The organism is Bifidobacterium hapali (assembly GCF_002259755.1).
In the GTDB taxonomy this organism is placed as follows: domain Bacteria; phylum Actinomycetota; class Actinomycetes; order Actinomycetales; family Bifidobacteriaceae; genus Bifidobacterium; species Bifidobacterium hapali.
The window spans coordinates 19,043-32,325 of sequence record NZ_MWWY01000025.1 but is presented as its reverse complement, the minus strand read 5'-3'; the positions used below and the strand labels follow the sequence as shown (position 1 = coordinate 32,325).

10 protein-coding genes and 1 other RNA gene are annotated in these 13,283 nt (G+C 51.6%); 1 reads left to right on the top strand and 10 read right to left on the bottom strand.

Features of this window, described 5'->3' with window-relative positions; all coding sequences use genetic code 11:
- Nucleotides 1–88 precede the first annotated feature (88 nt).
- From trpD to hpf, 3 genes are all read right to left on the bottom strand, one after another.
- Nucleotides 89–1,135, bottom strand: a complete 1,047-nt coding sequence (trpD, locus tag BHAP_RS06315) for an anthranilate phosphoribosyltransferase (protein WP_094729888.1) — start codon at nucleotides 1,133–1,135, stop codon at nucleotides 89–91.
- A gap of 179 nt (nucleotides 1,136–1,314) precedes the next feature.
- Nucleotides 1,315–4,233 (bottom strand): preprotein translocase subunit SecA, encoded by a 2,919-nt coding sequence (gene secA / locus BHAP_RS06310; RefSeq protein WP_094729887.1) that lies wholly within the window; start codon nucleotides 4,231–4,233, stop codon nucleotides 1,315–1,317.
- Between the two features lie 227 nt (nucleotides 4,234–4,460).
- Entirely contained in the window at nucleotides 4,461–5,117 is a 657-nt protein-coding gene (hpf, locus tag BHAP_RS06305; RefSeq protein ID WP_094729886.1) for a ribosome hibernation-promoting factor, HPF/YfiA family, read from the bottom strand.
- Between the two features lie 242 nt (nucleotides 5,118–5,359).
- On the opposite strand from hpf, the gene rnpB reads away from it, so the two are divergent.
- Nucleotides 5,360–5,732, top strand: an RNA gene (rnpB, locus tag BHAP_RS06300) — RNase P RNA component class A.
- A 5-nt stretch (nucleotides 5,733–5,737) separates the two neighbouring features.
- Here the strand turns inward: rnpB and BHAP_RS06295 are convergent.
- From BHAP_RS06295 to BHAP_RS06265, 7 genes are all read right to left on the bottom strand, one after another.
- Entirely contained in the window at nucleotides 5,738–6,475 is a 738-nt protein-coding gene (locus BHAP_RS06295; RefSeq protein ID WP_094729885.1) for a regulatory protein RecX, read from the bottom strand.
- Nucleotides 6,476–6,477: 2 nt separating this feature from the next.
- The gene (recA, locus tag BHAP_RS06290; protein WP_094729884.1) at nucleotides 6,478–7,632 is read right to left on the bottom strand and encodes a recombinase RecA; all 1,155 of its coding nucleotides are present in this window, start codon (nucleotides 7,630–7,632) and stop codon (nucleotides 6,478–6,480) included.
- A 278-nt stretch (nucleotides 7,633–7,910) separates the two neighbouring features.
- Entirely contained in the window at nucleotides 7,911–8,156 is a 246-nt protein-coding gene (locus BHAP_RS06285) for a DUF3046 domain-containing protein (RefSeq protein WP_094729883.1), read from the bottom strand.
- A gap of 87 nt (nucleotides 8,157–8,243) precedes the next feature.
- Nucleotides 8,244–8,759 (bottom strand): helix-turn-helix domain-containing protein, encoded by a 516-nt coding sequence (locus BHAP_RS06280; protein WP_094729882.1) that lies wholly within the window; start codon nucleotides 8,757–8,759, stop codon nucleotides 8,244–8,246.
- 158 nt (nucleotides 8,760–8,917) lie between these two features.
- Nucleotides 8,918–9,469 carry a CinA family protein gene (locus BHAP_RS06275; protein WP_094729881.1) on the bottom strand — a complete coding sequence of 184 codons (552 nt, stop codon included), beginning with the start codon at nucleotides 9,467–9,469 and terminating at the stop codon, nucleotides 8,918–8,920.
- A 66-nt stretch (nucleotides 9,470–9,535) separates the two neighbouring features.
- Entirely contained in the window at nucleotides 9,536–10,219 is a 684-nt protein-coding gene (gene pgsA / locus BHAP_RS06270) for a CDP-diacylglycerol--glycerol-3-phosphate 3-phosphatidyltransferase (RefSeq protein WP_094729880.1), read from the bottom strand.
- Nucleotides 10,220–10,325: 106 nt separating this feature from the next.
- Nucleotides 10,326–13,244 (bottom strand): FtsK/SpoIIIE family DNA translocase, encoded by a 2,919-nt coding sequence (locus tag BHAP_RS06265; RefSeq protein WP_094729879.1) that lies wholly within the window; start codon nucleotides 13,242–13,244, stop codon nucleotides 10,326–10,328.
- Nucleotides 13,245–13,283: the final 39 nt, after the last annotated feature.

Here is a 13,283-nt window from a genome sequence, read left to right as displayed (position 1 = left end):
GGGTTGGATTCTTCGTCTACTCATGAAGAATCCAACCCACACATTATTACTTATGCCTAGCGCTGATATTCAGTGATACATTGAAAGATCATGCTTTGGCTTGTGCCGTCTCAATCCAGTGAGTAAGCAGTGCCTGCGCCTTACCGGAATCAACAGTCTCTTCAGCAATCTGGTACGCTGTGCGGAACCGATCAGCAAGAGTGCCATCCCCTACCAGATGACCATCAGCTACGATAGCAGAAGCAGCATTCAGTAACGCAGTAGTACGCGCAGGGATATCCTTGCCCGCAATAAAGTCACGGAATGCAGTTGCATTCACTTCAGGTTCGCCGCCTTTAAGTTCAGTGACATCAATCTTTGCAAGACCAAGTTCTACGGTCGGATCAAATTCAGTCTCGCTCACCTTGCCATCGCGAATCTCCCACACGGAAACAGGGCCTGTAGGAGCAAGTTCGTCCATGCCCTCATGGGAAGTGTATACCATACCAGACTGGCCGTTAGCGGCATATACTGCTGCCATAATCGGGCTCATCTCACGCTTAGCGCAGCCAATAGCCACATGAGCAGGCTTAGCCGGGTTCGTCAACGGTCCCAATACATTGAACACGCATGGAATACCAAGTGCCGAGCGAATCGGGCCTACAAAACGCATCGCCGGATGGAAAGTGCGCGCGAACGCAAATGTAATACCAACCTCGTCGCCAACTTCAGCTACCGCTTGCGGGCTCAACGTCAGCGGTAAACCAAGCGCCTCAAGCACATCAGCAGCGCCACACTTAGATGAAGCAGCACGATTACCGTGCTTGACAATTTTTACGCCAGCAGCTGCAGCAGCAACAGAACCCATCGTAGACAGATTCACTGTAGCGAATCCGTCACCGCCAGTACCAACGATATCGGTCGTCTCACCGCTTACATTCAGCGGTACAGCATGTGCCACCATTGCCTTAGCTGCACCCGAAACTTCATCCGCAGTCAATCCCAACTGCTGCTGCATAGCAAGAGCAGCTCCGACAGCAGCCGGGTTCGCGTTACCTTGCATCAGATCATCAACGAACCACTCCGATTCTTCCGCGCTCAGATGATTTCCTCCAACTAGCTTGGTGAGAATCGACTTCCATGTGATCTCGTCCATGATGCCCTCCTTGGCGCGAACAGCGCCGCATATATGTGTATACGTGGTTCATTGTAACGGTGCATACGTTACAGCCATTGAATGTCTTCCATATAGCAAAATGAGGAGAGACTTCCTCGCACAGAAGTCTCTCCTCATTTTGCTACGCTGTCGATATTCTCCCAGCGTCTAGTGACACATCATTGCTCGTTCTGACCGTGGCACATCTTGTACTTACGCCCCGAACCGCATGGGCACTGTGCGTTCCTCGGCGTGCCAGGGAACGTGCGACCATCAGCCCACGGCGTCTTAAGCTCCACACTCTTAGGACGCTTGTTCGCAGGCACCTTACCTTCAGCATGGCTAATCGGAGCCGGTCCGACTACGACAGGTGCAGATGCCTCGCCAGCTTCAGACGACTTTGCCGCCTCAGCAATAGCAGCTGCCTGTTCCTCGTCAACCTCATCATTTTCACTATCAGACGGTGCTGAAGTAACTTCCGACTCACCGTCAGCAGCTTGAGCATCCTGCTCATCCTTGTCGAGGCCAAGCTTGGATTCTGCTGTATCTACAGCTGCATCTTCATCAGACTCAGTCGTCGTATCTTCAGTGTGAGCAACCTGTTCGACGTCAACATGGAAGAGTAGCTGTACGCTCTCTTCCTTGATTGCTTCGATCATCGAGTTGTACATCTGATAGCCTTCACGCTGATACTCAACCAGCGGATCACGCTGGCCCATACCGCGCAGACCAATACCATCCTTGAGATAATCCATCTCATACAGATGCTCGCGCCACTTACGGTCGAGCACGGCGAGTACCACACGACGTTCGAGCTGGCGCAGACCATCGGAACCAATCTTGTCTTCAAGCTTGGCATATTCAGCCTTAACTGTCTCCACGATCACATCGCGCACCGCTTCGACAGCCTTTTCGCCCTTCAGCTTGCCAGCAGCATCCTTTGCAGCATCCACATCGAAGGTAATCGGGAACACCGTACGCAATGCCTTGAACAGACCGTCCCAATCCCAGTCCTTTGGCTTTTCGGAGCTGTTGTTGGCGCCCTTAATGTAGCTCTCGACTGTATCTGCGAAGAAGCGTTCGATATCTTCGTGAATATCTTCGCCCTTCAACACTGCCTGACGTTCAGAGTAGATGACCGTGCGCTGTTTATTCATCACATCGTCATACTTGAGCACGTTCTTACGGATTTCGAAGTTACGTGATTCCACAGCCTTCTGTGCAGTACGCACGCCCTTGGAAACACTCTTCGACTCGATCGGCTCGCCTTCAGGCATACCCTTGGCCATCACACGAGCGACAAGCTGTGTGTTGAACAGACGCATCAGATCGTCTTCCAGAGACAGGTAGAAGCGAGATTCACCCGGATCACCCTGACGTCCAGAACGACCACGCAGCTGATTATCAATACGGCGAGACTCGTGACGCTCAGTACCAAGGACGTACAAACCACCAAGATTCACGACTTCGTCGTGCTCATCCTTGACTTGCGCCTTGACCTGTTCCAACACGCCCGGCCAACGCTTCTCATACTCATCCGGAGTGTCATCCGGCGAATAACCTTCCGCCTTCAGCTTTTGATCAGCGAGGAATTCGACGTTACCGCCAAGCATGATATCAGTACCACGACCGGCCATATTGGTAGCAACAGTGACTGCACCCTTACGACCAGCGACAGCCACGACAGCAGCTTCCTTCTCATGCTGCTTGGCGTTCAACACCTGATGTGGGATTTTCGCCACATCAAGCAGGGAGGACACAATTTCAGAAGACTCAACTGACGCAGTACCAAGCAGCACAGGCTGACCAGCATGATGACGCTTCGCAACATCCTTGATGATCGCAGCCAGCTTCTCCTTCTTCGTGCGGAAGATAAGATCCTCCTGATCCTTACGAATCATCGGCTTGTTCGTCGGAATTGGCAACACGCCAAGCTTGTACGTACCCATGAACTCGGCCGCCTCAGTTTCAGCAGTACCGGTCATACCAGCGAGCTTGTCGTACATACGGAAGTAGTTCTGCAACGTAATAGTTGCAAAAGTCTGGTTTTCAGGCTTAACTTCCACGCCTTCCTTCGCCTCAATAGCCTGATGCAGACCCTCGTTGTAACGGCGGCCAGGCAGAATACGACCAGTGTGCTCGTCGACGATAAGTACTTCGCCGTGGGTCACAACATAGTCACGATCCTTGAGGAACAGTTCCTTCGCCTTAATAGCGTTGTTGAGGTAGCCGATCAGAGCCGTATTGTTCGGCTCGTACAGGTTATCGATGCCAAGGAAGTCTTCGACCTTAGTGATACCCGGGTCGAGAATGCCAACAACCTTCTTCTTTTCATCAACTTCGTAGTCTTCGTCGCGAGTCAGCTTCGGCACAAGACGAGCGAACTGCATGTACCAACGAGTCACATCGCCTTCGGCCGGACCTGAAATGATAAGCGGGGTACGCGCTTCATCGATAAGGATGGAGTCAACCTCATCGACGATGGCGAAGTGATGACCACGCTGAACGAGATCCGACTTCTCCCATGCCATGTTGTCACGCAGATAGTCGAAGCCGAACTCGTTGTTGGTGCCGTACGTGATGTCGGCATTGTACTGCTTGCGACGTTCCGGCGGCTTCTGCTCAGTGATAATGCAGCCAACAGACATGCCGAGGAAACGGTAGATACGACCCATGAGCTCGCTCTGGTAGCTCGCAAGGTAATCGTTCACCGTAACAACGTGAACACCCTTACCTTCGAGTGCATTAAGGTAGCTTGGCAGCGTTGCAACCAACGTCTTACCTTCACCAGTCTTCATTTCAGCAATGTTGCCCCAGTGCAGAGCAGCACCACCCATAAGCTGAACATCAAAATGACGCTGGCCGAGAATACGCTTAGACGCCTCACGCACTGTAGCGAATGCTTCCGGCATCAGGCTATCCAGTTTCTCACCGTTATCAAGACGCTGCTTGAACTTGGCGGTTTGACCCTTCAGTTCCTCATCACTGAGGGACGAGATCTCATCCTCCAACGCGTTCACGGCCTTGGCCACATTTTCCAGCTTCTTGATCTGGCGTCCTTCGCCCATGCGCAGGGCCTTATCGACGATATCTACCACGTTTCGCTCCCTATAGAGTCGGTTACCGTAAACGAGCATAGCCCAATCTGGCATCAAATCGGGCACAAACTTCGTCCATACTACGCGAACACGCCGATTTTTGCTCACATTGTTCACGATATACAAAGAAAAACCCGTATGGAATGAGTTCCATACGGGTTTTGACGGTCACATCAGAGCTTAAGAATCACACCACATACTCATGTGATGTGATCACCAAGTACCGTCTACTTAGCGACATTCTCGGGAGTGTCGATCTCAAACACGCCGTAGCTCCAGCCGTGGCGATGATAGACAACGGACGGACGACCGGTTTCTTTATTGACAAACAGGAAGAAATCGTGTCCGATGAGTTCCATCTCGTACAGAGCTTCGTCAATAGTCATCGGTTCAGCAATATGTAGCTTGCGACGGATGACGATCGGCGTGTCTCCGACTTGTACTTCAACCGACTCACCTGGGCCAAGATCAGATGCAACTGCTGCAGCCGGACTGTTGTTTGGCTCTTCCTCAGCAACCTCCTCAACTTCAGGTTCAATTACGCCCATATCAACCGGGACCGGGTTCGTGTAACCACGACGATGGTCCTTACGACGATCACGAGTACGACGCAGACGTAGCGTCAACTTATCAAGTGCCATGTCGAGCGCGCTAAATTCATCAGTGCTCGATGCCTCAGCACGTACTACAGTGCGACCAGCAATGACAGTGATTTCAACTCGCTTAGCAGTATCTGCCTGACGCGGATTGCCCTCATGTGTTAGCACGATTTGTGCACGCTGCGCATCAGGGGCGATAGCGGTCACACGATTCATCTTGCTTTCAACGACATCACGAAACCTCTGCTTGATCTGCGTGTGACGTCCGGTAACGACGATTTCCATGTGGACCTCCTAGACTCAAGCGGTGTCACCCGCTATTTGACGGGCCGAATGGCGACTTCGCCTTCGGTATGATTTATTGTAGCCGAACGAACGGTAAACAGCGGGAGACTCGCCCGGAGAATAATACATTTCTCTCACTTGCTGTCGGTAACACTGTCGTGGCATGCTTGATGCTATGTGTGCCTATTCATTATGGTGTTTTCGGAGCGTCGTGCTCTAACCATCGTGTATGATGATTCGGCTGAGACCCCTTGACGGCCGCGACTTAAGTTCTACATAGAACAAGGGTTGAGGAACTTCCGGGCTCCATAGAGCACGATGGCGGATAACATCCGCCCAGGGTGACCTGAGAGATAGCGCAGCAGAGAATAGACCGCCAGCCATAAGGTTGGTAAGGGTGAAACGGCGGTGTAAGAGACCACCGGGCCACTGGCAACAGCTGGCCGCATGGCAAGCCTCATCGGGAGCAAGGCCAAGCAGAAGGCGTTTGAGGGCTGCTCGCCCGAGCCTTCGGGTAGGCTGCTAGAGCTTGACGGTAACGTCAGGTCGAGATGGATGGTCGTCCATACTGCATACGCAGTGTGACAGAACCCGGGGTATAAGGGGTCTCATTTCATATTTCATAGCAATTCGGCTGCAACACGCCGCAGTGTTTCAGGGTTGTGCCCTTTACGTCCTCCCGCTGACCAAAAACGTTGACGACGTTTGACCGGGTCCATGCCTGCAGTTTTACGTGCATATTGCCGTCCAAGTTCCCACGCAGCATCCTCAAACGCGCCCTGTTCATCGGCCTGATGAACCGCACGCTCGGCAGTCTCTCGATCCACACCACGCCGGATAAGGTCCATAAGTGTGCCTCGAGCACCTAAAAGTCGACCACAACAGTACCGAACTGCCGATTGTGCGTAAGACTCATCATCTATAAGATTCACACACTGTAATCGTTCGACAACTGCATCGACTGTGGTCTCGTCATACCCTTTGCCAAGTAGACGTTCACGTAACGCGCCTGAAGGGCGAGGCGCAGCATCTAATAGCCGTAATGCAGCTTCGCGACAGGCGTCAATATCGTTGGGATTATCTACCGTTGTGCCAGTAGAACTGCTCCACGATTGTGTCGTGCGTCTAGCATTTACACGATTGCTACCTGAATAGCTACGCTCATTCTTGGGCAAATTACCATGTCGAGCTCTCGCCTTTGTACGTCGTGCGTGAACACTACTCGGGTACGTCTCCTGCTCGGCTTCAATAATTACTCGACCAGCATCACTGCCATATAGACTGCCAGCGGGCGCATTCTGCGCGCATGCTGGCTCAATGGCAGGATGCTGACTGAGAAACTCCTCAGCACTGATCATATTCAGCCTTTAGATGCAACTTCCTTGGAAGACTGAGCACTTGTAGCAGATTCAGGCGATTGGCCACCATCCGTAACATCGCTATCTTCGCCTTCAGCAAACTGATCCTCCGCTGGAATCAGGCCAAACGCAACTTTAACCTTATTCTCAATCTCCTCAGTAACAGCCGGATTATCCTTAAGGAACTTACGGACGTTCTCACGTCCCTGTCCCAGTTGATCGCCCTCGTAGGTAAACCATGAACCAGATTTTTTAACCACATTGCACTGCAATGCCATGTCAAGTACTGAGCCCTCAGTGGAGATACCCTCGCCATAGAGCACATCAAACTCAGCTGACTTAAATGGCGGCGCCATCTTGTTCTTCACAACCTTGACCTTGGTACGATTACCAACTGCTTCATCACCGACTTTAATGGTCTGTATGCGACGAATATCAAGACGCACAGAGGAATAGAATTTCAGCGCCTTACCGCCAGTCGTAGTCTCAGGGCTGCCGAAGAACACACCGATTTTCTCACGCAACTGATTGATGAAGATTGCAGTAGTGCCAGCCTGCGCAAGTGCTCCCGTCATTTTGCGCAATGCTTGGCTCATAAGTCGAGCTTGTAGACCAACATGACTATCACCCATATCGCCTTCAATCTCAGCCTTAGGCACGAGAGCAGCTACGGAATCAACGACGATCACATCAAGCGCACCGGAACGAATAAGCATGTCAGCAATCTCAAGAGCCTGCTCGCCATTGTCAGGCTGCGATACGATTAACGAGTCAGTGTCAACACCAAGTTTGCGAGCATATACAGGGTCAAGTGCATGCTCGGCATCGATAAACGCTGCCACGCCGCCCGCTTTTTGTGCATTAGCGACGACATGCAGCGCAAGCGTGGTCTTACCTGACGATTCAGGACCGTAAATCTCAACGATACGTCCCTTAGGCAGACCACCGATACCCAAAGCCATATCAAGAGCCAATGAACCTGTGGGAATCACTTCAACGTTCTGCTCAGGTCTGTCTCCCAAGCGCATTGCAGATCCCTTGCCAAAGCTCTTTTCTACCTGTGCTAACGCAGTATCCAGTGCTGCTTGACGTCGTGGATCAATGCCGGGCCTGCCGTTATCCGGCTGCTTCGCCGGAGCGTTCGCCTGCTGTGCCATGATACTTCTCCTTACTTTTGATGCTGTGGTGCATACACGCTACGTGACTCACACATATCAGCGCAACCCAAACTCACCATTGTGGTCGAACGGTATGTTCCGGGCGTGTCGAACTATGTGACTCCCCTACTGCCGTAAGGGATATCATGAGTTATCCACAACATGCATCACCTGTACTGATGTTCTTTCGCTGTGGATAACTATATCCGAAAGCACGAACATTTGTTCGATTTTCTGGGTGAAGACACGCCGATACTTACCCCACACCTACTTCACTTCTACTTCACATCAAATCGTGCAGGCATCGGAGGAGCAGCATGATCTTTACCCCACCGATCACGATCGGGAATGTCCATCTGATCACACAACACATTCCATACCACGCGAGGCTCCTCTCCAGCGTCAAGTGCTTCAACGACTGTCATGCCACCAAGCTTGCTGAGTCGCTGATCGCGCGACAAACTACGCCCATATCCGCGACCAAACACTTCTTCAACCAATTCCCAAAATTCTCGCTCTCGCACAACACTCCAGTCTTATCATCACGCCATAACGCAATATCGGGCGGCCTTCCTTACGGAAGATCGCCCGACAATACTATTCAATACTAGTTATGCAGCTAAAGACTCGAGATAATCTGCCACCATACGCAGCATCTTTGGAGTGCTTACGCCTAGAGACTCAGCAATAGAACTCAGCAACTCAGAGCTTGCTTCCTTTTGTCCACGCTCTACCTCAGATAAATATCCCAACGACACGCCAGCCTTCTCGCTAACCTCGCGCAGTGTCTTGCGATCACGAGTGCGCAAATCACGCAGTACATGACCGATAGCCTCCCGTAATGACACCTCACGAGTCTCATCAACTGGAGAAACTTGTTCAGCGCTGCTACGCGACGCACGCGAGTCAGAAGAATCCTCTTCCTGCCACATACGACTAAGCGCCGCCTGACGCTCATCTTTTGCTTTCTTTGCAGCACGAGCTGCTAGCACCTGCTGCTGCGCAAACATCACAGCACGACGTTGCGCCGGCGTCAGATCACGCATACGGGCACTGCCCGGACGCGCAGCCACAGGGCTCAGTTCCTCCACATTCATCGTTTCGGCGGTGCGAGTCATCATTTCCATCGTGACCCTCCTTAAGGTGCTCGTCAGTGTTTCCACTACGTACAACATCAACCAACTCAGTTTATTCCTGAAAAGTTGCTGACAATACGCGCAAGTTTCGCTGATGATGCTGCTCTGTTCAGCACAAGCACAATACTTACCATACGTTGTTATCACTGTTATGCACAGTGATGAAATGCTGCTAATTCATCGTCGAGTGTCTCAAGAATGCGCAGCACGCTCAGTTGCCGTACTTGCGGCCGATCGCCATCAAGGTGTAATTCACGCGCACATGTATGCCGTGACGTCAGCACACCATCTGCAGACGGTAGAGACACGCCAATGTATACCAATCCGGCCGGTTTATCGCCATCAGGCCCCGGGCCAGCAACACCCGTAGTAGACAATCCAATCACTTTGCCAGCATATTCAGGCTGATCATATAAACGTGCGGTGGCAGCGGCCATTTGTCGTGCCACCTCAGGATGGACCGCACCCTCGCGCTCCAACAGATCATGATCCACGCCCAATATCGACGCCTTAGCGTGAATGTCATACGTTACTGCAGAACCAAGAAAAACGTTCGAAGCACCGGGAATGCGGACGAATGCATTCGCCAGCAATCCTCCTGTCAACGATTCAGCTGCAGCAATCTTCATATGCAGTTGCTCGCACCGTTGTAGAATGCGGGCCGCATATGTATCGCAACGCTCGGTAATATCCTGTTCCATGCACTCATCCTTTTGTGGCTCCCCTTGTTAGGAGAGCCACAAACATCGTCAATGAACTTCTAGCGCCTACTTGCTTTGCGCCTTGCGCCCGTGAAATGTATTGATCAGATAGATGCCACCCGAGTACAAGCACAATGCCAGTGCAATGTAGATCACCAAATAGGTGGCGAACTGATATATGGTCAACCACATTGGATTGTCACCAGTGCCACCGGCGAACTGCCAGAATGGCAGCAACAGCATTGACAGGCCAATGCACTGGAATAGCGTTTTGAGCTTACCCGGCCATTCGGCGGCAATCACCTTACCGCCCGTGTCGATTACGAAGAAACGCATGACCGTAATACCAATTTCGCGTAGCAAAAACAGTGCAACGACAATCCAGCCAAGCATTGTCGGGCCAAGTTCACCGAACGCGGCAGCTACAAGGAGGGTGGCGCAAGTCAGTAGCTTATCGGCAATCGGGTCCATGAGCTTGCCTAGTTCAGTGACCTGATTGTATTTGCGTGCCATCCAACCATCGAGCTTATCTGTGGAAGCAGCGATGATAAATAGAACGGCCGCAGCCCAGCGCATTGCTGTGTTATTGACGCCCCACGGACCGGCAGCAATATACAGGGCGAGGAAAATCACCACCAGCATAATACGCGAGTATGTAACGAGGTTCGGCGGCGCATTCCATCCATCCAGCAGTGATGATCCAGAGGATTCTTGACGTTCTTTATTGTCTGTAGCCATACTGTTCACCATACCCTCACGTTGCTACCTTGACGATGTGTGACACGTGATTGATACGCACCACAACATAACCACATACCATAAGTGTTTACTGTTACAACCACCGCTACTGTCACCGCTACTCAAGTTCGCCCTGTTGTGGCGAAGATGCGGGTGATGCTGAGGATTGAATCGAACTGGTTTCTCCACGAATGAACGCGAGTACACTCGGCAAATCCTGAGGTTGAACGAGCACCTGACGTGCTTTGGAACCTTCAGATGGGCCGACCACACCACGTGATTCGAGCAAATCCATCAGGCGACCGGCTTTAGCGAAGCCAACACGCAACTTGCGCTGCAACATAGAAGTAGAACCAAACTGAGTAGTGACCACAAGTTCGGCAGCCTGTAATAACACATCCATATCGTCGCCGATATCCTCATCTGGTTCAATAGCCGACTTCTCGGCCTCTTTAGCCATCTCTTCGATATCCTCGCGATAATGCGGCTTACGCTGAGTACGTACGAATTCGACAGCTTTGCGAATCTCAGATTCACTCACCCATGAACCTTGCACGCGCAATGGCTTAGCCTGTCCCATTGGCAGGAACAGCGCATCGCCTTGTCCAATCAACGTTTCTGCACCGGTTGTGTCAAGAATAACGCGAGAATCGGTAGCCGAGGAGGTTGCAAATGCGAGACGTGACGGGATGTTTGCCTTAATCAAACCAGTGACCACATCAACAGAAGGACGCTGTGTTGCAAGGACAAGATGCACGCCAGCTGCTCGCGCGAGCTGGGTGATGCGCTGAATAGAGCTTTCCACATCATTTTTCGCGACCATCATCAGATCTGCCATCTCGTCAACAACTACGAGAATATACGGGTATGGAGCAACTTTGCGTTGCGAGCCAGCAGGTGCATGTACTTTACCCTCACGCACTGCCTTGTTGAAGTCTTTAATATGGCGGAATCCAAAGAATTCGAGATCGGAATACCGTGCGTCCATCTCTTTGACGACCCATTCGAGTGCCTGTGCAGCCTTCTTCGGGTCAGTAATAATCGGCGTCAACAGATGTGGAATACCCGCATACGCACTTAGTTCAACACGTTTAGGATCAACCATAATCATGCGCACCTGTTCAGGAGTAGCACGCATAATCAGTGACGTAAGCATCGAGTTAATAAAACTCGACTTACCAGAACCAGTTGCACCAGCAACCAACAGGTGCGGCATCTTGGTTAAATCAGCGGTAACAAAATGGCCTTCGACGTCCTTGCCAACGCCAGTGAGCATCGGAGCTGGGTCGTTTATAGCCTTGTCTGAACGTAGTACATCGCCAAGATGCACGATTTCGCGATCAACGTTCGGAATTTCAATACCAATAGCCGACTTACCTGGAATAGGCGAAAGGATACGCACGTCCGAGCTTGCGACAGCGTACGCGATATTTTTCTGCAGATTGGTGACTTTTTCAACCTTGACACCAGGACCGAGCTCGACTTCATACTGGGTGACCGACGGACCACGCAAGAAACCAACAACCCGCGCGTCAACATTAAACTGTTGGAATGTGTTCGTCAATGCCGCGATCACATGATCGTTGGCTGGAGTGCGCGCAGCATGAGGCTGTCCTTTAGCGAGAATGCCAAGATCAGGTAGCTGGTAAGGACGGTTCGTATCATCAGTAGCAGCAGTGCTGGAATCCTCTTCTACAACTTCGCCAGTATCTGGGTTGACCGTCGGTTCTCCCGTATGCGACACAGCAGTATTCGACACAGCAGTATTCGACACAGCAGGCATGGCACTTGCTGTACCATCACTACCGATGCCGGCCCACGGATCTGTAGCTGATGAAGAAGCAGCTACAGATCCAGTCGTACCAGATGACGTGACCGTACGAGGTGCGGAAGATTCGTACGATGTACCGGTTGGCATAGCGGTTGTTGCGGCTGTACCACTTACCACACGATTAGGCATTGCCGTAGTACCAGTCGTGCCCGCGTATTGCGTAGACAGGTTATTGTCACTGGAATACTGGCCAGATGGTACAGACGATATCGTTCTTCCAGACATCATGGCAGTAGGATCGATCAAAGATGTTTCAGCGGCAGCGCCGTGACGGTCGGCTGCATGGTCGAATGGATCATCACCTGCATACCGGTCTAGCGAACGATCTTCGTCACCACGGTGTTTACGGTCAAACAGATGCGACAACCAGCCGAATATTCCTAGATTCTGAGCACTATCAGCTGATTCATCGCCTTGTTCGTCGGAACCATCGTGCGCAGGAACTCCCTCAGCAAATGCTAGCGTGTCGTCTCCCACACGAACTTCGTTGGGGAATTGGTCACTATCAGCATTCGTACGAGAAGCATTCTTCTTGCCATCACTTTGTAATCGTTCACGTAACGCCCGTACATTATCTGGCAAGTCAGTCACATGCGTGCGCGTAATCATCAGTAACGAGAACAAGCCAACGACCACAAATACGATAATCGCGAACGCGTCAGATAATCCCCACGCTAGTGGAGAGCCTAATACAAAGCCAAATAAGCCACCCGCACGCTGTAGTAATGCAATATCAAATCCCGGCGAATCAGCTGCAACAACTACATCAATTACTGAGCAAATCGACCACAACAGTAATACCCATCCGGTTACTACGCGCGGATTGTCGGAATGCTTGCCAGAGTTACGCATTAAACGGATTGCAACAAGCGCCAGCAATACTGGCACGATGACGCTCATCACGCCGAAAAGTCCAGAAGCAAACGCATGCAAGATACGACCGAGTACACCGTTGACGCGGAACCATTCAGAGGCGCAGAAAAAAATCGCCAATACGAGCATCACGAAACACAAGCCATCACGCCGATACGCGGGATCATACTCCCCTACGCCGGTGAGTGAACGAACCGCAGACCCAAACGCGCGAGGAATCGCGAGTACGATCTTCTTACCGATCGATTCGTCGTTCATGCTGTCAGTATCGTCGCGCGGCGGACGCGAAGTACCATTACTGTTCTTACCTGATGAGGATGCTGTACGTGCCATAACGGTTTTCGATTCTACCCAGACCCGGTCATTTCCGTG

What these genes read in the sequence shown, in the direction of transcription:
- pgsA (WP_094729880.1), bottom strand. Translation starts at nt 10,219, where the DNA reads ATGGTGAACAGTATGGCTACAGACAATAAAGAACGTCAAGAATCCTCT.
- trpD (WP_094729888.1), bottom strand. Translation starts at nt 1,135, where the DNA reads ATGGACGAGATCACATGGAAGTCGATTCTCACCAAGCTAGTTGGAGGA.
- hpf (WP_094729886.1), bottom strand. Translation starts at nt 5,117, where the DNA reads ATGGAAATCGTCGTTACCGGACGTCACACGCAGATCAAGCAGAGGTTT.
- recA (WP_094729884.1), bottom strand. Translation starts at nt 7,632, where the DNA reads ATGGCACAGCAGGCGAACGCTCCGGCGAAGCAGCCGGATAACGGCAGG.
- BHAP_RS06295 (WP_094729885.1), bottom strand. Translation starts at nt 6,475, where the DNA reads ATGATCAGTGCTGAGGAGTTTCTCAGTCAGCATCCTGCCATTGAGCCA.
- BHAP_RS06280 (WP_094729882.1), bottom strand. Translation starts at nt 8,759, where the DNA reads ATGGAAATGATGACTCGCACCGCCGAAACGATGAATGTGGAGGAACTG.
- BHAP_RS06265 (WP_094729879.1), bottom strand. Translation starts at nt 13,244, where the DNA reads ATGGCACGTACAGCATCCTCATCAGGTAAGAACAGTAATGGTACTTCG.
- BHAP_RS06275 (WP_094729881.1), bottom strand. Translation starts at nt 9,469, where the DNA reads ATGGAACAGGATATTACCGAGCGTTGCGATACATATGCGGCCCGCATT.